General features: G+C 27.4%; 19 protein-coding genes and 1 tRNA gene. 3 read left to right on the plus strand and 17 right to left on the minus strand.

The annotated features are described in order from the left end of the window. Nucleotides 1-73: 73 nt before the first annotated feature. The 8 genes from asnB to RSF37_RS05475 all read right to left on the minus strand — a co-directional run bounded on the left by asnB (nt 74) and on the right by RSF37_RS05475 (nt 7500). Nucleotides 74-1939, minus strand: coding sequence for an asparagine synthase (glutamine-hydrolyzing) (gene asnB, locus RSF37_RS05440; protein ID WP_332563383.1), 1866 nt, complete (start codon nt 1937-1939; stop codon nt 74-76). A 119-nt stretch (nt 1940-2058) separates the two neighbouring features. Next, entirely contained in the window at nt 2059-2586 is a 528-nt protein-coding gene (locus RSF37_RS05445; RefSeq protein WP_332563384.1) for a hypothetical protein, read from the minus strand. 72 nt (nt 2587-2658) lie between these two features. Beyond that, nucleotides 2659-3366, minus strand: a complete 708-nt coding sequence (locus tag RSF37_RS05450) for a nitrite reductase (protein WP_332563385.1) — start codon at nt 3364-3366, stop codon at nt 2659-2661. Between the two features lie 284 nt (nt 3367-3650). Further along, nucleotides 3651-3809 (minus strand): hypothetical protein, encoded by a 159-nt coding sequence (locus tag RSF37_RS05455; RefSeq protein WP_332563386.1) that lies wholly within the window; start codon nt 3807-3809, stop codon nt 3651-3653. A gap of 96 nt (nt 3810-3905) precedes the next feature. Then, nucleotides 3906-4076: a hypothetical protein gene (locus RSF37_RS05460; RefSeq protein WP_332563387.1), complete on the minus strand. Its 171-nt coding sequence runs from the start codon at nt 4074-4076 to the stop codon at nt 3906-3908. A 178-nt stretch (nt 4077-4254) separates the two neighbouring features. Further along, nucleotides 4255-4461: a heavy-metal-associated domain-containing protein gene (locus tag RSF37_RS05465; protein ID WP_332563388.1), complete on the minus strand. Its 207-nt coding sequence runs from the start codon at nt 4459-4461 to the stop codon at nt 4255-4257. Nucleotides 4462-4513: 52 nt separating this feature from the next. Then, nucleotides 4514-7195, minus strand: coding sequence for a heavy metal translocating P-type ATPase (locus tag RSF37_RS05470; RefSeq protein WP_332563389.1), 2682 nt, complete (start codon nt 7193-7195; stop codon nt 4514-4516). Nucleotides 7196-7230: 35 nt separating this feature from the next. Then, the gene (locus tag RSF37_RS05475) at nt 7231-7500 is read right to left on the minus strand and encodes a metal-sensing transcriptional repressor (RefSeq protein WP_332563390.1); all 270 of its coding nucleotides are present in this window, start codon (nt 7498-7500) and stop codon (nt 7231-7233) included. 293 nt (nt 7501-7793) lie between these two features. Between RSF37_RS05475 and RSF37_RS05480 the strand changes: the two genes are divergently transcribed. Next, nucleotides 7794-8591 (plus strand): IS1/IS1595 family N-terminal zinc-binding domain-containing protein, encoded by a 798-nt coding sequence (locus RSF37_RS05480; protein ID WP_332563391.1) that lies wholly within the window; start codon nt 7794-7796, stop codon nt 8589-8591. Nucleotides 8592-8858: 267 nt separating this feature from the next. On the opposite strand, the gene RSF37_RS05485 is transcribed toward RSF37_RS05480, so the two are convergent. The 9 genes from RSF37_RS05485 to RSF37_RS05525 form a co-directional block, all read right to left on the minus strand. Further along, complete coding sequence (locus tag RSF37_RS05485; protein WP_332563392.1) at nt 8859-9263, minus strand: CBS domain-containing protein; 405 nt, start codon at nt 9261-9263, stop codon at nt 8859-8861. 77 nt (nt 9264-9340) lie between these two features. Further along, on the minus strand, nt 9341-10258 hold the full coding sequence (locus tag RSF37_RS05490) for a 3'-5' exonuclease (protein ID WP_332563393.1): 918 nt from the start codon (nt 10256-10258) through the stop codon (nt 9341-9343). Between the two features lie 29 nt (nt 10259-10287). Continuing rightward, complete coding sequence (locus RSF37_RS05495) at nt 10288-12114, minus strand: MutS family DNA mismatch repair protein (protein WP_332563394.1); 1827 nt, start codon at nt 12112-12114, stop codon at nt 10288-10290. A gap of 118 nt (nt 12115-12232) precedes the next feature. Beyond that, complete coding sequence (locus tag RSF37_RS05500; protein WP_442878526.1) at nt 12233-13147, minus strand: metal ABC transporter solute-binding protein, Zn/Mn family; 915 nt, start codon at nt 13145-13147, stop codon at nt 12233-12235. Between the two features lie 54 nt (nt 13148-13201). Continuing rightward, nucleotides 13202-15943 carry an AAA family ATPase gene (locus tag RSF37_RS05505; RefSeq protein ID WP_332563395.1) on the minus strand — a complete coding sequence of 914 codons (2742 nt, stop codon included), beginning with the start codon at nt 15941-15943 and terminating at the stop codon, nt 13202-13204. Next, the gene (locus RSF37_RS05510; RefSeq protein WP_332563396.1) at nt 15933-17063 is read right to left on the minus strand and encodes a metallophosphoesterase family protein; all 1131 of its coding nucleotides are present in this window, start codon (nt 17061-17063) and stop codon (nt 15933-15935) included. The genes RSF37_RS05505 and RSF37_RS05510 overlap by 11 nt, the downstream gene beginning before the upstream one ends. Nucleotides 17064-17223: 160 nt before the next feature. Then, nucleotides 17224-17409, minus strand: coding sequence for an alpha/beta-type small acid-soluble spore protein (locus tag RSF37_RS05515; RefSeq protein WP_332563397.1), 186 nt, complete (start codon nt 17407-17409; stop codon nt 17224-17226). 127 nt (nt 17410-17536) lie between these two features. Further along, nucleotides 17537-18154: a hypothetical protein gene (locus RSF37_RS05520; protein ID WP_332563398.1), complete on the minus strand. Its 618-nt coding sequence runs from the start codon at nt 18152-18154 to the stop codon at nt 17537-17539. A 333-nt stretch (nt 18155-18487) separates the two neighbouring features. Continuing rightward, nucleotides 18488-18563 (minus strand) — tRNA-Trp (locus RSF37_RS05525). A 160-nt stretch (nt 18564-18723) separates the two neighbouring features. Here RSF37_RS05525 and RSF37_RS05530 point away from each other — a divergent pair. Together RSF37_RS05530 and RSF37_RS05535 are read left to right on the plus strand one after the other, a co-directional pair. After that, entirely contained in the window at nt 18724-19791 is a 1068-nt protein-coding gene (locus tag RSF37_RS05530) for an NAD(P)H-dependent flavin oxidoreductase (protein WP_332563399.1), read from the plus strand. 890 nt (nt 19792-20681) lie between these two features. Next, complete coding sequence (locus RSF37_RS05535; protein WP_332563400.1) at nt 20682-21764, plus strand: NlpC/P60 family protein; 1083 nt, start codon at nt 20682-20684, stop codon at nt 21762-21764. Nucleotides 21765-22061: the final 297 nt, after the last annotated feature.

Here is a 22061-nt window from a genome sequence, read left to right on the forward strand (position 1 = left end):
AAATTATGTTTAATGCAATTAAAGAGTAAATGCTTACTTTTTAATTGCATTTACTCTTTATATATCACTCTTATTAAATTTCAAACTCAAAATCTTTATCTAAACTTTTATCTATATATAATCTGTACCATAAAATATATATAATTATACTCCATACTTTTCTAGAATAATCCCCTTTTCCATCCTTATGTTTTTGAAGCATGCTTAACACTTCAAATTTATTTATTTCTTCTATAGGATTGCTATCTATTATATTATGTGCCCAATCATACAATTCATTTTTAAGCCAAACTCTCATTGGAACTGGGTATCCAAGTTTTCTCTTATCAAAAAGGTACTCAGGAAGTTCATCTCTAAATGATTCCCTTAGCATTACTTTAGTTCTAAACTTTTGAGTCTTATGGTCTTTCTTTAATGTAGATGCTAATTTAAATACTTCCTTATCCACAAAAGGAACTCTAACCTCTAATGAATTTGCCATAGACATCCTGTCAGCTTTAGTTAATATATCACCAACTAACCATGTATTAATATCAATGTACTGCCTCTTAATTACATTATCATAGTCCTTAACATCATTAAATAACTCTTCTGTAATTTGAAGGTCATTTTTCAATGTATTATATCCATAAAATATTTTACTTTTTTCTTCTGTATTAAAAATATTAGCATTACCTGAATATCTTTTTTCTAAATCAGTTGTTCCTCGTAATATAAAACTTTTACCTTTAACAGTATCAGGAATACAATTTGCTATACTTTTCATAGCACTTTTTATACCTTTTGGTACATAGTTAAACATTTTTAATGATTCATCTTCTGTATATATATTATATCCTCCAAAAAATTCATCTGCACCTTCTCCTGATAAAATAACTTTATAATCTTTACTTACTTCTTTACAAATGTGATATAACGGTATAATTGAAGGATCCCCTATTGGACTATCCATATGATAAACTATTTTAGGAAGCTCCCTTATATAATCTTTATAATTAAGCTTTATACTTATATTTTTAATTCCAATGTCATCTGCAAATCTTTTTGCACTTACAGTTTCATCATATCCTTCTATATCAAAGCCTATCGTATAAGATACAATGTTTGGGTTAATTTCACTTGCTATTTTAGTAATTATTGATGAATCTATTCCACTTGATAAAAATGTTGCTACAGGAACATCACTTTGCATATGCATTCTAACTGATTCCTTGATCGTATCTTTAATTTTATCCTTTAAAGTGTCTTGATCACAATTTCCCTCTTTAAATTTCACATTAAAATATTTATGAATAGTTTCTTTTTGCTCTAGCCTCTTCTCTAATATACTACCTGGTGGAAGTATATTTATATCTTCAAAAATACTTTCAGTATTTGAAGGTATATATTGGAATGTTGCATATTCTCCTAACAAACCTTTTTTGTAAATTAAATTTTGACATATATTGCTTAAAGCTTTTAGTTCTGATGAAAAATATAATCCTCCATCTAAATTCATATAATATAATGGTTTTATTCCAAAGTAATCTCTAAAAGCTACCACTTTTTCTTTTACACTGTCATATATAACAATAGCAAACATTCCTCTTAGCTTATTTGCTAAATCTTTTCCCATCTTATCATATAAAGCACTAATTACCTCAACTTCAGAATTAGTGTTAAATCTATATCCATCATCAGTAAGTTCTTGTCTTAATTCTTTATAGTTATATATTTCTCCATTAAAAATAATTGTAAATTTATCTTTATAATTAAATGGTTGCGCACCATTTTCTATATCTACTATACTTAATCTATTAAATATAAACGCTGCATTTTTATGATTTACTTCCTTAGTATCATTTGGACCTCTATGAACTATTACCTCAGCCCCGGATCTTAATAAATCTATCTCTTTAACTAATATATCTTTTTTAAATAATTGTACAAATCCACACATAATTTTCCGTATCCCCTTAAAACTTATTTTGTAAATACTTCTCATTTACTTCTAAATTTATTTTAAGGTACCAACATCTCATTACCGTATATTAGTTGTTTCAAAGTTGTAAAATCTTTTTAACAAGCATACATTTTAATATCAGTTCTATCTTTAATATATTTTTTCAAAATATTATAAGTAACATCTTTTAAAAAAGCACTAACTGATACTGTCTCTGAAAAATCGACTTTATCAATTTCATCACTATTGTCTTCAATTATATTTTTTATAGGAATATAATTACTGTATGATGCTTCTATTAATATTTTCCTTCTCTTAACTTCCTCTTCCTTTTCAATTTCCTCTCTATAATTAGCTCTACAAGCACTACTATCTTTAGACTCTAAAATATAGAACCTTATATTATTACTTCTTGGAAACTCTCTTTTTTCTATTAATCTAAGTAACCTTTTAAGTTCCTCTCTAGATAAATTAATATATTCCTCTTTATAAAATCCATCTTCATAAAGATTAAAATAATCTTCTAACTTTTCAATAATAACTTTCCTATTCTTTTTATATGACCTTATATCTAAACAATTGTATATATCTAAATCATCTAACTTCTTCATTAAATCGAAAACAAAATTATTTATTTTTATCATAACTTTCGCCTCTTTTCCCATTTAGCTTATGTACAATAATTAAAATAGTATATACTATCATTTATATTAATATTACAATTTGCTAGTTATACTTTTCTGAACAGTATCTATTCCAATTCTGTTTATAACTTCCGCAAATCTTTCCTTTGTGTTTGCATTTTCACCGTAGTAACTTATTGCCGCCTCTACTACTTCCATTAATTCATTTTCTTTAAATTTTCTTTTCATTGGAGTTGCAAGTCTAGTTTTTCTTCCTAATCTTCCACCTAAAAATATTAAAAATTCTACTTCTTCGTTGTTAGAACTTTTAATTGGCATAATTGATAAATCATTGCTTTGTGCTTTTCCGTAGCTGTTTACACACCCAAACACACCTATTTTAAACTTACCTGGAAGCTCTTTTGCAAAAAATTCATCTTCAATTTTCTCACTTAATATTTTAGTATCAATAAGCCCGTGAACACATACATTTCCCTTACATGAAACTACTGCTCTAACTGTATTTCCTGTACCACCAATTCTTAAATTACTTTTATTTATTACATTTATTACTTCATCTAAATCTTTTTCTTCTATATAAGGTATTTCTATAGTTAGTCTACTAGTTAAGCTAACTTCACCATTACCATACTTAATTGCAATATTAGATATAGCTATCATTTCATCGGCTAAAAAATATCCACATTTACTTAAAAATCTTATAACATAATATCCCTCTTGTTTTTGTGAAAGTATGCCCATCTTCTTAAGTTCTATTTTCTTCTCATTAGTTAATGCCACTTGCAATTCCTCCTAAAACTATATTTATTTTAATTATACACTTGTTTGTTATATAAGAAATATATAGTTTTTTAATACATATAATAAGTAATTACTTATATATTATTTTTTATAGGAATTTCTATAATGAATTCACTAAATGATCCTGCTTTAGGATTAGTTAATAGTGTTCTCGTTTGAATATCATATCCCATTATATTCACCTCATATATTTTATATTTCATTATATAATAAAACTCATTATTAGTAGAACTATATACTAATAATGAGTTTCTTATGTTTTATTATTTTTTGCTTATAATTGCAAGTACTATAACTGATATTATAGCTATCCATAAGATTAAATTAAATCCTCCAAACATAATTCCATTAGAAATTCCGTTTCCAGAAACACTGCTTCTTCCACTCCCATTTCCAAAGCATCCATATCCTCTACTAAACATAATGTACTCCTCCTTGTTTCTTTTGTTATGAGTACATTATTAAATATAAATATGGCACAGTTATGGCTTAGATTATTTTTAACTTAATCTTATCACTTACATTTGTTCGTATTCTTTTTCTAGTTCTAACATTTTTTCTGTTTCTATCTCTTTATCTAGTTTTGCAAACTTACTAAAATCTTTTCTTATTGCAGCATCATCTGAAGTATAAACATTATTCTTTAATGATCTTCTCCAACTTGCATATTTACTTATTAATTTACTCATTTAAATCACCTCATTAAAAATTTTTCCCTATCTTTATTACAGTATTTTTTACTATAAATGTCAATAAACTTTAATTTAACAATCTATTAACAACAACCATTTTGTACATATACAAATAAAAACCTACCCTAAAAAAGCAATTTATAATTACCTTTTTAGGATAGGTTTTTTAAATGTACTAAGCTTTTGTAATACTTTCTACATCATATCCTGCATCTTCAATTATATCTTTTAATTTAGATTCAGTTACGTCACCTTCAACTATTGCACTTCCAAGTTCTACTGTAAAATCTTTAACTTCTACACAGTCTTCTAAAGCTTCTTGAACGTGTCCTATACAGTTAGCACATCCCATTCCTTCAATTTTAACATTGTATTTTGTCATAATAATCACTCCTTTTATTTTTTTATATATTAAATAATATATATATCATAGTTTAAAATTTAGGTTTAAATCCTTTAAGTCTTAAAGCATTTAGTAGTACAGATACTGAACTTAAACTCATTGCAAAAGCACCAATCATAGGATTTAAAAGTGGTCCTCCAAATATGTGTAATATACCCATTGCAACTGGAATACCTAATACGTTATATCCAAATGCCCAGAATAAATTTTCTTTTATATTTTTAATTGTTGCTCTACTTAATTGAATTGCAGTAACAACATCTAAAAGATCACTTCTCATTAATACTACATCTGCAGACTCAATTGCTACATCAGTACCAGAACCAATTGCTATACCTATTTCTGCTGTAACAAGTGCTGGTGCATCATTAATACCATCACCAACCATAGCAACTTTCTTGCCTTCTTTTTGTATTTCTTTAACTACATTTGCTTTACCTTCTGGTAATACATCTGATACTACTCTATCTATTCCAACTTGCTTTGCAATAGCTTTTGCAGTTCTTTCATTATCACCAGTTAACATTACAACTTCAATTCCCATTTTGTGAAGTGCATTAACTGTTTTAGCACTATTTTCTTTAACTGTATCTGCAACAGCAATTACTCCTGCAAGATTACCATCTATTCCAATAAACATTGGAGTTTTACCCTCTTCTGCAAGTACGTGAGCTTTATCATCTAATGAAGAAATATCTATATTATTTCTAGTCATCATTTTTCTATTACCTACTGAAACAGCCTTGCCATCTATAACTGTATTAATACCTTCCCCTGGAATTGCATCAAAGTTATGAATCTCAGGAAGTTCAATTGCTTTTTCTTCTGCTGCTTTTACAATAGCTTCACCAAGTGGATGTTCTGATCCCTTTTCTGCAGCTGCAGTTATTTTAAGTAATTCTAAGTCATCAAGTGATATACTTATTATATTAGTAACTTTAGGTTTACCTTCAGTTATTGTACCTGTCTTATCAAAGATTATTGTATTAATCTTATGCGCTTCTTCAAGTGCCACGCCACTTTTTATTAACACTCCATTTTCTGCACCTTTTCCTGTACTTACCATAATTGCTGTTGGTGTTGCTAATCCAAGAGCGCAAGGACAAGCTATTACAAGAACAGATATTAATATATTAAGAGCGAACTCTAAGTTTTCATTTCCGATAAAGTACCATGCAAGTGCTGATATTATTGAAAGTACTATTACTACTGGAACGAAGTATCCTGATATTACATCTGCAAGTTTTGCTATAGGTGCCTTTGTTCCTTGAGCATCTTCAACTAAATTAATTATTTTTGAAAGTACGGTATCGTTACCGACTTTTGTTGCCTTATATTTAAACATACCTGTTTTATTTATACTAGCTCCATAAACATCTGAACCAATACTTTTTTCAACTGGAATACTTTCACCAGTAAGCATAGCTTCATCAACTGCTGAAGCTCCATAAACAACTACACCATCAACTGGAAGTCTTTCTCCTGGTTTAACTACTATTATGTCATCTACTCTAACATCTTCAATTGGAACTACTTTTTCTTTTCCATCTATAATAATTGTTGCTGTCTTTGGTGCTAATCCCATTAATTTATTTATTGCATCTGATGTCTTACCTTTTGTAAGAGCTTCTAAATATTTACCAAGACTTATAAATGCAACAATCATACCTGCTGATTCAAAATATAAGTGATGAGCAAAGTGAACTTCTCCACCACCAATTTTAACTAAAGCATAAATACCATATAAAAGAGCTGCTGTACTACCAAGCGCTATAAGAGTATCCATATTAGGACTTAAATTAAATAAGTTTTTAAATCCATGAATGAAGAATTCTCTTCCAACATATATGATAATTAAAGTTAATATAAGTTGTATCATTGCAAAATTATAAGGATTTACACTTGGGTCTATTATGTCTGGAAGTTTAAGTCCTAGCATTGATCCCATGGATATTGTTATTAACGGAATAGCAAAAATTAAAGACCATATAAATCTATTTCTCGCTCTTTTTACTTTTTCTTCTCCTTCTTTTTTAGAATCATCTTTATTATCTTCTGTTATATGAACTGCTTCATATCCTGCTTTTTTAACTATCTTTTCAATATCATCTATTGAAGTTTTTCTGCTATCATATTTAACATTCATATTCTCTGCTGCAAGATTTACTGAAGCATCATCTACTCCCTCCATCTTATTAACAACTTTTTGTATTCTAGCTGCACATGATGCACATGTCATTCCTTTTACTTTAAACTGCGCATTAGATAAGTTACTACTTTCTTTTATCTCTTCTGCATCATAACCTGCTTTTTTCACTTTATCTATTATATCTTTAGGAGAAATACTTCCTTTATCATAAGTAACTGTTGCTTTTTCTGTTGCTAAATTTACAATAGCATTTTCTATTCCTTCTGTCTTATTTAAAACTTTCTCGATTCTAGCTGAGCATGATGCACATGTCATTCCATTTATTTTAAAGCTTTCATTTACAGTATCATTACTTTTTATTTCATCAGCTTCATATCCTGCTTTTTTAACCTTTTCTTCTATATCTTTAGTATCTATTTTATCTTTATCATAATTAACCGTCATTTTCTCTGTAGCTAAATTAACAACAGCTTCATCCACGCCGTCCATCTTATTAACAACCTTTTCTACTCTAGCTGCACATGATGCACATGTCATTCCTTTTACTGTGAATTGTTTTTTCATTCTTTTACCTCCATATATTTCTCATACCCTTTTTGCTATTTATCTATTAGTTTTGTAAGTATGCTTATAATTTCTTCAACCTTTACGTCCTTTGCCTCATCACTATCTAATGCTTCTCTTACACAGTGGTGCATATGTTGTGTTAATACATGCTTGTTTGCTTTTTTTAATAATCCTTGTGCTGCTATTATTTGATTTGATACATCAACACAATATCTTCCTTCTTCTAGCATTTTTATTATTCCATCAATCTGTCCTCTACATGTTTTTAACACTTGGACTGCTTTTTTCTTATCTTCATTCATAAATCTTACCTCCTACCCCCTCCCATGGGGGGTGCGTTTCATATTTTTAATATTACGCTTATTGATAACTGCTGTCAACACATTTATTAATTACTTATTAGAAATTTCAAATTGTTTATATAATCTGTCTTATTTTACAAATCATTAATAAACATTCTATTTTATCTATTAATACCCTTACTTATGAGTTGTTTGTTTTATATGAAACTTTTTTTCATATTACCATGTTCATCTTGTGTGTTGGTAGTTTAAAACTCTATTTTATTGTCTATAATCTAATGAGGTGAATATATATGAATAATTATAAACAATGTCCCTTTTGCTTAAGCGAATCTTTTATAAAATACGGTCATTATAAAAAAATACAAAGATATCAATGTAAAGATTGCAACAAAACCTTCTCAGAATCAACAAATTCTATTTGGTTTAATTCTAAAAAACAATCAAAGGTTTGGTATGATTATTGTTTTCTTATGTTTTCTGGTAATAGTATACGTGCATGTGCTTCGCAATTACACATAAGTATTAATACATCATTTAAATGGAGACATAAGATTTTAAATAAACTACCTAATTGTAACAATAATATATTTCTTTATAATTATGTTGGTTTAAAACATATGCAGTTCATAGAAAGTTTCAAAGGTCAAAAAGTTCCACCAGTAACATTAATTGCAGAACCTAGAAGAAAAGTTTTTTTATCTGTAGCAATTAATGAAAACTGTGTATCTTTTTCTAAAATAATATCTAAAGGTATGTTATATCAACCACTTTCTTATAAATTATTAAAAGAAAAAGTAAAATTCAATTCTAATATTATAGGATATTATGATAGATATGCCCCCGCAATTGCTAAGCGATTGAATAATGAGCTTAAGAACTTTAGGGAATGTCCTCCTTTAAAGAAGATTAATTTAAAAGATTTTTTGTATTCTTTTTCTTCATTATTGAAAATATGGCTTGGCATATTCCGAGGAGTTGCAACTAAGTACTTAGATGCTTATTTGGATTGGTTTATTCATGTTTTTGAGGATTCATTCAAAAGTAAAGTAATGACTTCAAATATTATAAATGCAATATTTTGCTCTTAATTTTTTCAATACAATTTTTTATGTTATTTCTGTTTAATATAATTTGTACAAGCCTTATTTATTAATAATTATGTATTTTTTATTCAATACGAGTTCTACATTTTTCTACGTTTTACTTTCATTTATTTTATTTTACCTTATTATTCGACTTTTATTAATTCTAGCTACCAATATATATGTGCAACATTGAAATATAGTGTTTCGTATAGTTAATCATACCAAGTACCCCACACACAAAAAAAAGAGAGCCAAAACGGCTCCCTGAAATTACTTCTTTATTTCATTATAGCAATAATTAATTATATCGCTTCTCTTTATTATCCCAATAAATATTCCTTCATCATCTACTACCGGAACAAAATTTTGATTAACTGCAAGTGATATTAAACTTTCAATATCTGCATTTATAGAAACACTTTTATGTGTTCTTCTCGTTTTAATATCCTTAACCCTAACACATTCAGTGTTTTTAAAATTAAGATCTGGAGTGTTCTTAAGCTCCCATAAAAGATCACCTTCTGTTAATGTAGAAACATATCTCCCATGCTTGTCTATTAGTGGTATAGCTGTATAGCCATGATGTTCCATTCTCTCCATAACTTGTCTCATAGTAGATTCTAAGTTCTCACAAACCACTTCATTCTTCGGTGTAAGAAAAAATGCTATATTCATAGTTATTCCTTCCTCTTCATAATATTTTATTTAAATACCTTGTACTATTTTAACATACTTCAACTTTCTTTGTATGTCTATAGTGCTTTCTCTTTCTTAAGAAAATATTTATCTAATTTGTAGCTATAATCAGAATAGTCTACTTCATCAACAATACTTCCTATCTCATAATACATTATTTTTCCATGCAAACTTTTTTTAACTACAACTTCATTTAATACTGAAGCATTACATTTAGAACATTTACCTACAGAGATAAATCTCCATCTAAGCGGCATATATTCAAAGTCTAGTTGAATCTTCTTTTTGCATCTAGGACATAATGACTTAACCATATCGTTATCAAGTAAAAGACCTTCTAATTCTTTAACTGTAATTGCTGGCATATCATAAATATTTTCAACTATGTAGTTTTTAACTATTCGATGATTGTACAGTTTCCTAAACACTTGAACAGTAAACTCAGCATCATTTAATGCATCATGAAGAAGCGAGTCATCTATTCTTATATTTAATCTTTTTAAAGCATTTTTAAGACTAAGTGACTTCTTAACTCCTATTACATTGCTAGCATACTCTTGAATATCAAGATAACTTCTAATCCATTTAAGATCTTCGTACTCATGATGATGCGCATTAATGATTATTTGAGTTATATCATCTTTTGCCCATGAACAAAGAACATCATCTCCAGCAAATTCCTTAAGCTTTTCCATTCCTTCTTCAAATGATATACCTGTCTTTAAATCATCCTCAGTAATATTTGTAATATTTGCAATTTCAGGATTCAATATAGGAAGTATTGAAGGCTTTATGTAAGCCTTCAATTTCCCTTTAACTTTCATATATTGATCTACCTTAATTGCCCCTATTTCTATTATTTCATTTTGAACTGTTAAATCATTAACCCAATTGTAATTCTCATAAAATTTTGGATAATACTTTGTTATATTATTCAAATTATTAAACTCTAAGTCTATTATTACATACCCCATGGTAAAATTCCTCTCTTCTCTATCCCCTTTTATTTAAATTCAATACCTGCAAGCTTCATAAGATGAATCGCATTTTGCGTTCTACTCTTTCCCATTCTAAGCTTATAATCAAATTTTATTTTATTGTTCTCATAGTACTCTCTAAAGTTATAATTCTCTATTCTCTTGTCAGTTTCCTCTAAATCACAAAGATCTAAATCATGTGTAGATACAAGTCCCATAGCACCACCATTTATAAGTTGATTTATAAGTTCAGTAGCTCCTGTGTGCCTATCTACTGAGTTTGTTCCTTTAAATATTTCATCAAGTAAAAAGAAAACATCCTCACCTTTTTTTGTAGCCTCAATTAATATCTTTATTCTAAGAATTTCTGCGTAGAAGGAAGATATACTTTCTTCTAGATTATCTTTAGTTCTCATACATGTATATATATTAAATATTCCACAAGTAAACTTTTCACTGAATACTGGTGCTCCAATATATGCTAAAAGAAGGTTAAGTCCAATAGTTCTTAAGAAAGTACTCTTACCTGACATATTTGAGCCTGTTATTAAAGTAACCATCTTTTCATTTGAAAGTTCATAATCATTTCTAACTGCTCTTTCACCTATTAAAGGATGACCTATCTTCTTACCTTTAACTTCTTTATTATTTGAAATACTTGGGAAGTTCCACTCATCAAAATCAAAATATAAATTTGAAATACTAACTAAAGAATCGATTTCACTCATTACACTTAGCCAATTATCAAGTTCATTTGAATTCTTCTTTTTCCATTCCTCTAAGTTTTCCATTATAAATATATCTGAAAATATTAATATATTAAGTATAAGATAATAAGCATTACTTGAACTATCTCCAACCCAATCTAATAAATTAGATAACTTCTTCATTTCAATAGAACAAGATAATCCTTTTGAATTATTTAATCTACCTTTAATTTCTCTTAAATATTCGCTCTTAAAATCTTCTTTTTCTATCATTTCTAATATTTCAGAGTAATTCTTAACAGTGCCCTTTATATCATTAATTAGTATAAGCTCTTCCTTATAATCCTTTGTTAATCCTTTAATAACTAAAAAGTTAACCATAAGTACAAGCAACACATAACTAGGTGATATAAATTTAAGAATAGCCGCAACTATACTTACAAAGGTTATAAAAATAAATAAATAAGCTATTATTTTCTTATTTCCCTTTTTAGCTTTATTATTTTTACTCCAAGTTAAAAGTGATTGTAATTCATTTAATTCTTTCTTTTTATTCTTTATTTTGCTTTTTCCTCTTACAAGAAGCTCTTGTCTCCACTCTATCTTTTCGCCAAGTTCTTTAATTCCTTGCTGTCTTTTTTCAATTTCTTCTCTTTTAGGAAGTTCTTCTAGAGTTAAGTCCTTAACTAATTTTTCTCTTCCACCTTTAGTTAACGTATCATTAATAAGTTGGAAAAGTGAACTCTTCCCGAATATATCTATATCTGATGAAAATGGATGAGAATCATTTATATATTCTTTACCATTATCCTCTATATTTTTAAATTCTCCTGTTATTCTCATAACACCTTTTTCATTAATTTCTAAAAATCTTTCTAATTTTTCTCTCTTGCTTATTAGTTTATTGTGATATATTGCTACTCCTATAAAAATAGCTATCAATAAAATTTCCGCTACTATAAGGAGTATTAGGTTATCCTCTTTATAAAGAAAATATCCTGAAGCTAGCATGATTATTACTACAATAAGCCTACTCCAACCTATTTTACTTATATTACTTTCCATATCTGAAATTTCTTTTTTACTTTTCTCTATATTGTTTTTGTAATATTCTAATGCCTTAATGAATACCGCCTCCTCTTCCATTATTTACATAAATTATTATACCATATTAAACGAAAAAAATTCACACATTATCCTTAAGCACATAATAAAAGGTTTGATATAAAAATTAATTCACATCAAACCTTTCATTAAATCACGTTTATTTATTTTCTTGTTCTAAACTCTTATATATAACATCTAAGTTATATCTCATTCCATCTAAGTAAGTTTTATCATCCTCACTTGATTCTAAGCTATAAATTTTCTCAACTTTAGCTCCAGATTCTCTTGCTAATGTTTCTGAAGTCTTTGGCTCTGCTAAACTTTCTGAGAATATTGTTTTGATGTTATTATCCTTACAGTATTTAGTAAGCTCCTCAAGTTTCTTTGGAGTAGCTTCTCCATCTCCATATATATCTTTTATAGACTTCTGTTCTAGGCCAAATTCTTTACATAAATATCCGAAGGCAGCATGACCTGTTATAAAATCTTTTCTTTTAAGCTTATCAAATTTTGGCTTATATTCATTATATAATCCTTCAAATTCTGATTTTAGCTTTTTATAATTTTCTTCATAATAATCCTTATTAGAAGGATCTTTTGCAATTAATGCATTCTTTATGTTTTCAGCTTCAATTGTAGCATCCTTTAAACTTAACCAAACGTGTGGATCTACTTTATCTCCATCTTTTATTACATTAACACCCTTACTTGCTTCTACCATATATATATCATTATCTTTAAGCTGTGACATAGCATTATCAAGCCATGTTTCAAGTCCTAACCCATTATAAACAAATATATCGCTCTTTGTAAGCTTTTCAAAATCCGCTGGTTTAAAATCGAAGTCATGTGGTTCTTGACCTGGTTTTACTAATGTTAAAACATCAACTTTATCTCCACCAATCATCTTAGTTAATTGTTCTAATGGATAAATTGACGCTGTAACTTGAAGCTTTCCATTATCTTTAGCTTTATTGTCCCCACTTTGAGAACATCCTATAAGAGCAAAAGACATAATTAAAGCTCCTATTATTCCTATAAACTTTTTCAAAAATTCGCACCTCTCTTGCATATGATTTGCATTTGCATATTATGATTTTAATATTATTCACTATTATTGTCAATTCTATATAGAAATATAATTGTTTTTTATATTATTTTTATTTAATATTTCCTCTTCAATAGACTGACATGTGAATATTATAGTTTGTGCAAAATTTCTATTACTTATCATATTAAGAGCTTTTTCCCTCCTAATATCATCATATTGTATAAATGCATCATCTAATATTACAACTACTTCCTTGCTTTTAAATATTAATTCTATAAATGCGATTCTAAGTGCTAAGTATAATTGATCATTTGCACCATTACTTAAGTATTCTCCAGAAAATATATTATATTCATCCCTTACAGCCATTTCATAATTTTCTCCAAGCTTTACTTCTGAATACTTTTCTCCTGTAACCTCTTTAAACGCTTCAAGTATTTTATTATTAAGTGTAGGTCCAAAACTTTCTCTTAATTCTCTTCCTGCAATTTCTAAGTTTTCTATAGCCATATTTATAGCAAGTAATCTCTTTTCAGATGATTTTATATCATTTACTAAGTTCTCTAAATCTTCTTCTATTGCATTTATTGTTCTCTTACCTAAGAAACTATTTTTAATATCATTTTCTAAGTCTGAAATTATCTTTTCTATAGCAATTAATTCATTAGACTTAAGCTTAACTTCCTGTTCTATCTCTTCTTCTGACTCATAGCTATACTCCATATCTTCTCTTAGTATATCTGATAGTTCTTCCCTTATATTTTCTATATCTCTATCCTTTAAAAGAACTTTATAAGTTTCCTCAACACTCTCAAGTGCTTTTTCTAAATCCTTCTTACCTTCAAGCTTGTTTCTAAACTCTTTTAAGTACATTTCTAAATCCACTAATTTAATATGATCTAAATCCATTATTTCAAGTTTCTCTTTTATTCCTTTTTCTTTTTCTTCAAGTTCAAAAGAAATTCTCTCTAATGATTCATTCTTTGAATTTTTCTCTAAGTTTAGTACTTCTATTTCTCTTTTAACTTTCTCATACGCATCTAATTCTAAATATATTTCATCAATAGTATCACAACCACAAAGCTTCATTATTTGAATGATCATTTTATTATTCTTATTGTAATTTTCCATGTCTTTTTCAGAATATGTTTGTTCTAGTTGTAATGTTCTTTCTTCTATCCTTAATTTAACTTTAGTTTCTAACATATAGAAATTTTCTAATGCACTTACAGCTCTTAATAAGTTTTCATAATCTTTGCATTCAATTAATTTTAAATAATCATTAAGTCTATCTTCTATTTTTTTAATTTCTACATTTAAACTTTCTATCTTCTTTTCACACTCATAACTACTATATAAATATTTAAGTTCACTATTAATCTTAGCGAAAGATATTCCCCCTAATGCAAATAGTATTGCAGCAATTATATACATAATGGTGCTATTACTTGACGCAATATTATATATAAAAATAGCTATTCCAATAGTTGCAATTGCACAACCAACATTCCTTTTGGTCTGTAATGATTTTTTAGCATCTTTATCACTATCTTTAAAATTTCCTGATTCTATTTCTTCCTTTAATCTATGAAGATTATCTTCGTACTCTTTAAATAAACTCCTTATCTTTTCTCTATGAGGCGTTAATTTAATTATGTCACCTAAAAACTGTTTCTTTTTAGCTAACTTATTTTCTTCATCCTTAATTGAAAGCTTTAACGCTTTACTTCTCATAACTTTTTCCTTAAGTGCTTCTTGCTCTATATTTAGTCTTATTAGCTTTTCTTTAAGACCATCTTCCATGTCTTTAAACACTTCATATCCATTAACATTTAAAGTTTCTCTTTCTATTTTTTCTTCTAATTCTTTTAAATCATATTCATTTTCTTTCTTTATATCTAATAGAGTTAAGTATTTTTTATTTTCTTCACTTAATTCATTTATATAATCTTCAGTTATATATCCCTTTTCTCTTTTTAATTCATTTTCTAATTCTTTTTCTTGTCTTTTTAAGTTTTCGCTCTTTTTTAAATAATTAGTTATTTCTCCATATTCCTTTTGAAGTTTGCTCTTCTTTAAATACTTTTTAAATAATTCTAATTTATTAATTTCATCTCGTAGTTTTTTTCTTTCTTCTTTTTTATTTATTAATTCACTTTCATCTTCTAAATTTTCTTCTGCTATTTTATAAGCTTCATATCTTTCTTCTATTACTTTATTGTATCTGCTCTTTAATATATCAAGTTCACCATTGCCTCTTGTTGTCGTTAATGATTTTTTATTATCTTTAAGCTTTAAAATAGCTTTATATGCTGATACTTCACCTTCTCCACAACCAAAGACATCTATTATTTTGTCCATTATCTGCTCTTCTCTATCTTTAGCAAAAGATATTCCAAGCTGAGGTATAAATAACGTTTTAACAAAAGTGTTTCCATTAACTCCTAAAAAGTACGTTCCTGGCTCATCCTTATTTATATCCTTTATCTCTTCTCCTGTTAATCCATCATATATTACTGATGTATCTTCCTTCTTAGTATTACCAAACGTTCTAGCTATAATATATTCTTTACCTTCATGACTTACTAATAGCTCTCCCTGCATCTTCTCGCCAGTAAATGGCATGTATCTCTTCCTTAAGTTATTCTTTCCACCTCTAGCTGCTGTAAATCCAAATAACCATGCTCTAATGAAATTTTCTACAGTACTCTTTCCTTTTTCATTTTCACCATATATAAGATTTATTCCATCTGTTAAATCTATATCTTTTTCTTTAATTCCACCGAAGGCTTTTATTCTAATCTTTTTAATAATCATCTAGATTCACCTCCTCTGACGTTAAACTTTGCAATCCTATTTTTAGGGCAAGTTCTATTATTTCTTTTTCCTCACCTGTTGCACTGCTCATTTTATCATTTAAATTTTTAATAAAAATCCCTTTTATTGAATGTTCATTATAAACATCATCTGTATTTGATATTATGTTTGTATTATCTTTAATTTTTATAAAATAAAAATCTTTATTTAGCTTTTCTTTAAGAACTTTCTCATCAATTTTAAAGCTTGCCTCCAAACTTCCTGTTAAAGTTACTTTAAAAATATCTTCCTTTATATTAAAATCTTTAAGTTCTTCTATTATTTTTTCTTTTACTTCCTTATATCCAAATAGTGATGTTATATCTATTTCTTTTTCTAAATATTCTCTTTTACAAGTTTTTTTAAATACCATGTTAGCGTATCCATTACTAACTTCCCCAATTAATACGCCCTTTTCGTTAGTTTCATCAAATCCTCTACCTTGAGGGCATCCACTATAAGCATAGCTAGTTATACCTTCTTTTAATATCCCATTAAATTTATGTCTATGTCCTAATGCTAAGTAGTCTAATTTGCTATCCTCAATATCTTTTAGTGTAATTGGATTATATTCATTTCCACTTAATCCACTTGCTAATTCACCATGTATGACCCCAACATTAATATATCCATCATATATATCAATATTTTTTAACATAGATTCATTTACATAATTATCTGTAAACGCTCCTCCATGAACGCAAAGTTCTAATTCATCTATTACTACTCTTTCCATATCGCTTTTAAAAACATGTACATTTTCAGGCCAATCAATTAATTTATAAAAAGATTTGAAATTATAAGGATCATGATTACCTGGACTTATGAAAACTTTTGTACCTTTTAATTTTTCTATTGTTTCCTTAATAAAAGCTAATGTACTTTTACTAACAGTATAATTATCAAAAATATCACCTGCTAAAAGCATCACTTGAATTTTTTCATCATTACATATATTTATTATTTTATTAAAAACTTCTTTAATCTCTTCTTTACTATTTTGTGCATACTCATTTGTAAATTCCTTAAAAGGTGTATCAAAATGTATGTCTGCACAGTGAAGTATTCTTACCGTTTTCATGAAAAACCCTCTCTTTTACGAACTTTTGTTCTCATTTTATCATATATTTCCCATAAAAAGAAAGAGGGCGATTATAAAATCGCCCTCTCGGTTGAACAACATTTAAGTTGCTGGTGGTGTAACTTCCAATGCTTTCTCTTAATTAACTTTTAGTAAGTGTTTACTTTAGAGAACTTTCATATTGTTCAACCATTCTCTTAACCATTTCGCCACCTACGGAGCCGCATTGTTTAGAACTTAAGTCTCCATTATAGTCTGAAAATGGTACTCCTAGCTCTCTCGCTACTTCATTCTTAAATGCACTTAATCCTTCTTTTGCTTCTGGAACTATTACTCTATTTGACATAATCGATCCCTCCTAAGGCTTTATGGTATTTTGTAAGATTAATTGTTTCAATTTATCTTACACTAGTATTTTAACCACAATAAGTTTTTTAATTACATGTAATTTTTAAATCATTATGCAATTTTTTCTATATAAGTGCTTTGAATGAGTAAAAATCATTTTTCAAATTAAAAATACATTCGAAAATTCTATCTTTATCTCTATTATCTATATTTTCCACTTCATTATTTATATCAATAAAAAATGCTACGTCTTGATTTTCCAAATCTTTAAAATCTTTTTTTTGATCTTCATCTATTATCTTTACGTGATTTTTTGATAATATGTCTTTAATATCTATATTATTTGGTAATACTGTATGTCCATTTTCTTCTATCATATTAAAATAAGGTTTACTCTTATCTGCAATATCCTCATTTTCTATAAATGTTATCTTTATTTTTGATTTATTAGCTATATCTATAATACTACCTATTTTATCTTCTAATGATTTATTATCTAAATTAACTACAACGTAAGCTTTTGAACTATCTTCTTCTTTTAAAGAGGTTAATGGTTGATAATCTATTTCTGTTATAGTATTTACAACATCATTTACTTTGTTTCCATTATTAACACTTACATTAACAGTTGAGTCTATTATTTTCTTTTCATTAAGTACTTTGGATGATATAAAAAATCCAATAATAGCAATCGATATTAGAATTGAAACACCGATTAAAATCTTTTTATTTCTTTTTTTCATTTCCATCCCCCTGTCGAATCTCTTTGTTAAATTATATCATATTTTTTAAATAAGTATTAACAAATTTACGTTTTTATTAAAACTTTTCTTGTTTTGTTAGTTTTTTAGCCATATTTTTTACTATTATTACAAAATAACCTATTATATTAACAAAATTCATATTTAAATGTATTTATTTTGAATTTTTTCAAATTGGAAAAGCTTTTCATAAAATAACTATATATATTATAATAATTCGTTATTGAATAATATTACTTAATTTGATTTTTATGTATTAATTATTTATTTTTTTGAATAAAAAAAACACTTAATACATAAGTACTAAGTGTTTTGTGGCAGGGGCACTAGGACTTGAACCCAGAACCAATGGTTTTGGAGACCACTACTCTACCAATTGAGCCATACCCCTAAGACGTTTTTAATTTTACCATGATATGCTACATTATGTCAATAATATTTTTTTTGATTAATTTTTTATATTGTTAATTTATAATTTTTAGATTATAATATACTAAAATATATTTTGATAATCAAAATATTTAAATTTCAAAGTAAATGAGGTGTATTATATGAATTTAAACTCTCTAAAAATAGGAGATCTAGTATCAAGACTTCCTATAATCCAAGGGGGAATGGGTGTAGGTGTTTCTCTTTCAAATTTAGCATCAGCTGTTACAAATGCTGGTGGTATAGGAATTATATCATCTGCTCAAATAGGCTTTAAAGAAGCTGATTTTGATAAAAATCCACTTGAAGCTAATTTAAGAGCTTTAAAGAAACATATACAATTAGCAAAAGATAAATGTAATAATGGAATAATTGGCGTAAATGTTATGGTAGCAACTAAAGAATACGCAGAATATATAAAAACAGCTTTAGAAAGTGGTATTGACCTTATAATATCAGGTGCTGGAATGCCAACTGCACTTCCAAAGCTTACAAAAGGTTATAATGTTAAGCTTGCTCCAATAGTTTCATCACTAAAGGCAGCTAAAGTTATAATGAAGTTATGGGATAGACACGATAACATAACACCAGACATGATTGTTGTTGAAGGACCAAAAGCCGGTGGTCACTTAGGATTTAAAAAAGATGAAATTGAAAGTGCTAGTGATACTTTTGATGATACGGTTGTTGATATAGTTAATCATGTTAAAGAATACGAAGATAAATATAATAAGAAAATACCAGTTATTGCAGCTGGTGGAATATTTACAGGTGAAGATATAGCTAAATACTTAAAGCTTGGAGCTTCTGGTGTTCAAATGGCAACTAGATTTGTTGCTACAGAAGAATGTGATGCTTCTTTAGAATTTAAAAATGCTTACGTAAATGCAGGTGAAAAGGAAGTTGGTATAGTAACAAGCCCGGTTGGTATGCCAGGAAGAGCTATTCTTAATCCTTTTGTAAATAGAACTAAGGAAGGTCCAATTAAGGTTGAAAAATGTTTTAGATGTTTAACGCCTTGTGACCCAAGGACAACTCCATACTGTATTACTAAAGCACTTATTAACTCAGTTAATGGTGATTTAGACAATGGACTTATTTTCTGTGGAGAAAATGTTAGTAAGATTAAAGAGATTACAACTGTACAATCTTTAATGACTGAATTAGAAAATGAAGTAACATCTATATAAATAGAGGTTTTAAAATAAGCCTTATAATTTCAAAGTTTTTTTGAAATTATAAGGCTATTTTTTTATTGTATTCCAAGTGCATTCTTCCTTTCATTGTAAATTTATAATTATCACAGTTATAAATATTTTGATTAGTATCTAACACATACCCAAATGGTGATTGCATATTACGACCTTAAAAATGTTGTCATCTATATTTTTATTGTTACTTCTTTTAATTTAAAAATATATATACATTCTTTTATACTTATTTTATCAGCAACTCATATCTTTTTTCTTTATACGTTATATATTTTTCACTAACCTTTTTATTTGTCCTAACTTTATCTACTTAAACTATTATTCACCTAATATTTCCATACTTATATTTCATTTTTTAAATATAAGTAAATTCCCTTTTATTTTCAAGAAATCAATACAACTTGAAACACTCATTTTAGGTTGTATCACAACTAATATATCAATATTACCATCTATTATAGATACTTCTTTTGTTACTTAAATCCAAGTTTTCATATAATTCAATTTTAACAAACAGAGTTTTTTCTGAACACACTCATATAGCAAGTATTCTTATTTATAATAAATATTGCCCCCTGCACAATATATGAAGTCTAATTTTAAAAAATGGCTTTTCTATTAAACATTTTATCAATCCATATGGATTTTTAAAAATAAATCTTATAGTTTCATCTTTTTTTGTATTACTATGCGATTATCTAAAATTCATATATTCTCTTTCTATACCTTTATCTCCGTTTATTTATATATAATAATTTATCTATTATACATTTATTACATATCTGTGTATATATTAAATATTTTGTAAAAAAAATCAATTATTTTTTTTTAAAACTATAAATGTAATATAATAATAAAGAGGTGATTATATGAAAAAATATATAAAATTTACAAATTTTATAGTTGCACTGCTTATCATCATAGGTTTTAGTTGCATTAATACCGAAAAGGTTAATGCTACTGAAAAAGTAACTTCTAATGAAAAAGTGAATTCTGAAGCAACTAAAAATGGACTAATACATAATGAAGGTAACGTATATTTTTATGAAAATAATACATTAGTTAAAGGCTGGAAAAAAATTGATGGTAAATGGTATTTTTTTGATAAAGAAAACGGTAAAATGAAGACAAGCTGGTTTAAAGAGGGTGACTCTTGGTATTATTTAAAGCCTGATGGAAGTATGGATATAGGTTGGAGGAAATTGGATAATAAATGGTATTTCCTTGATAAAGAAAGCGGTAAAATGAAGACAGGCTGGTTTAAAGAGGGTGACTCTTGGTATTATTTAAAGCCTGATGGAAGTATGGATATAGGTTGGAGGAAATTGGATAATAAATGGTATTTCCTTGATAAAGAAAGCGGTAAAATGAAGACAGGCTGGTTTAAAGAGGGTGACTCTTGGTATTATTTAAAGCCTGATGGAAGTATGGATACAGGTTGGAGACAGCTGGATAATAAATGGTATTTCCTTGATAAAGAAAACGGTAAAATGAAAACAGGTTGGCTTGAGGATGGAGATTCCTGGTATTATTTAAACCCTAAAAATGGAGAAATGATGACCAATACTACTATTGATGGTTATTACCTTTCTAAAAGTGGAAAATATGAAAACAAAGGAGAAGAAGTAGTAAATTATGCTAAGCAATTCTTAGGAACAAAGTATGTATATGGTGGGACAACTCCTAATGGATTTGATTGCTCAGGATTCACTCAGTATGTATATAAACATGCATTAGGAATAAATATTAGTAGAACTACATATACCCAAATAAATGAGGGTAAATCAGTATCAAGGTCAAATTTAAAAGTTGGTGATTTAGTTTTTCCGAGTAGTCATCATGTAGGAATTTATATAGGAAACGGTAAAATAATACATGCTCCTCAAACAGGAGATGTAGTTAAAATTTCAAATATTTGGAGTTTTTATGCAGCTAGAAGAATAACAAATTAGCAAAGTCATTTAAAATATTCAACAAAACTTAGAGATAATGAGAATATAGAAGAGTTTTTTGTAATTTAATATTCTATCTTTATTATATAACTGGATTTTTTTCCAGTTATATTTTTTTAAATTCAGGTACATACTTGAATTTAGTATTACGTAAAATCTAAATTCCATTGCTTTTGATATTATTTATTTAAATTTGTGGTAATATTTAATAAATACATTTTTAATTATTTTTTGATATACAATTACCAAATAATAACATATCAACTTTACTATCTTTCCTTAGTTATCTATTAAATT

It is taken from the genome of Clostridium sp. (assembly GCF_036643715.1).
Lineage (GTDB): Bacteria > Bacillota > Clostridia > Clostridiales > Clostridiaceae > Clostridium.

Bases quoted from the DNA above. Each gene is read 5' to 3' on its own strand.
- RSF37_RS05510 (WP_332563396.1), bottom strand. From the start codon at position 17,063: ATGAAAACGGTAAGAATACTTCACTGTGCAGACATACATTTTGATACA.
- asnB (WP_332563383.1), bottom strand. From the start codon at position 1,939: ATGTGTGGATTTGTACAATTATTTAAAAAAGATATATTAGTTAAAGAG.
- RSF37_RS05470 (WP_332563389.1), bottom strand. From the start codon at position 7,195: ATGAAAAAACAATTCACAGTAAAAGGAATGACATGTGCATCATGTGCA.
- RSF37_RS05520 (WP_332563398.1), bottom strand. From the start codon at position 18,154: ATGAAAAAAAGAAATAAAAAGATTTTAATCGGTGTTTCAATTCTAATA.
- RSF37_RS05455 (WP_332563386.1), bottom strand. From the start codon at position 3,809: ATGTTTAGTAGAGGATATGGATGCTTTGGAAATGGGAGTGGAAGAAGC.
- RSF37_RS05505 (WP_332563395.1), bottom strand. From the start codon at position 15,943: ATGATTATTAAAAAGATTAGAATAAAAGCCTTCGGTGGAATTAAAGAA.
- RSF37_RS05515 (WP_332563397.1), bottom strand. From the start codon at position 17,409: ATGTCAAATAGAGTAATAGTTCCAGAAGCAAAAGAAGGATTAAGTGCA.
- RSF37_RS05480 (WP_332563391.1), top strand. From the start codon at position 7,794: ATGAATAATTATAAACAATGTCCCTTTTGCTTAAGCGAATCTTTTATA.
- RSF37_RS05500 (WP_442878526.1), bottom strand. From the start codon at position 13,147: ATGCAAGAGAGGTGCGAATTTTTGAAAAAGTTTATAGGAATAATAGGA.
- RSF37_RS05495 (WP_332563394.1), bottom strand. From the start codon at position 12,114: ATGGAAGAGGAGGCGGTATTCATTAAGGCATTAGAATATTACAAAAAC.
- RSF37_RS05485 (WP_332563392.1), bottom strand. From the start codon at position 9,263: ATGAATATAGCATTTTTTCTTACACCGAAGAATGAAGTGGTTTGTGAG.
- RSF37_RS05535 (WP_332563400.1), top strand. From the start codon at position 20,682: ATGAAAAAATATATAAAATTTACAAATTTTATAGTTGCACTGCTTATC.
- RSF37_RS05475 (WP_332563390.1), bottom strand. From the start codon at position 7,500: ATGAATGAAGATAAGAAAAAAGCAGTCCAAGTGTTAAAAACATGTAGA.
- RSF37_RS05460 (WP_332563387.1), bottom strand. From the start codon at position 4,076: ATGAGTAAATTAATAAGTAAATATGCAAGTTGGAGAAGATCATTAAAG.
- RSF37_RS05530 (WP_332563399.1), top strand. From the start codon at position 18,724: ATGAATTTAAACTCTCTAAAAATAGGAGATCTAGTATCAAGACTTCCT.
- RSF37_RS05465 (WP_332563388.1), bottom strand. From the start codon at position 4,461: ATGACAAAATACAATGTTAAAATTGAAGGAATGGGATGTGCTAACTGT.
- RSF37_RS05445 (WP_332563384.1), bottom strand. From the start codon at position 2,586: ATGATAAAAATAAATAATTTTGTTTTCGATTTAATGAAGAAGTTAGAT.
- RSF37_RS05490 (WP_332563393.1), bottom strand. From the start codon at position 10,258: ATGGGGTATGTAATAATAGACTTAGAGTTTAATAATTTGAATAATATA.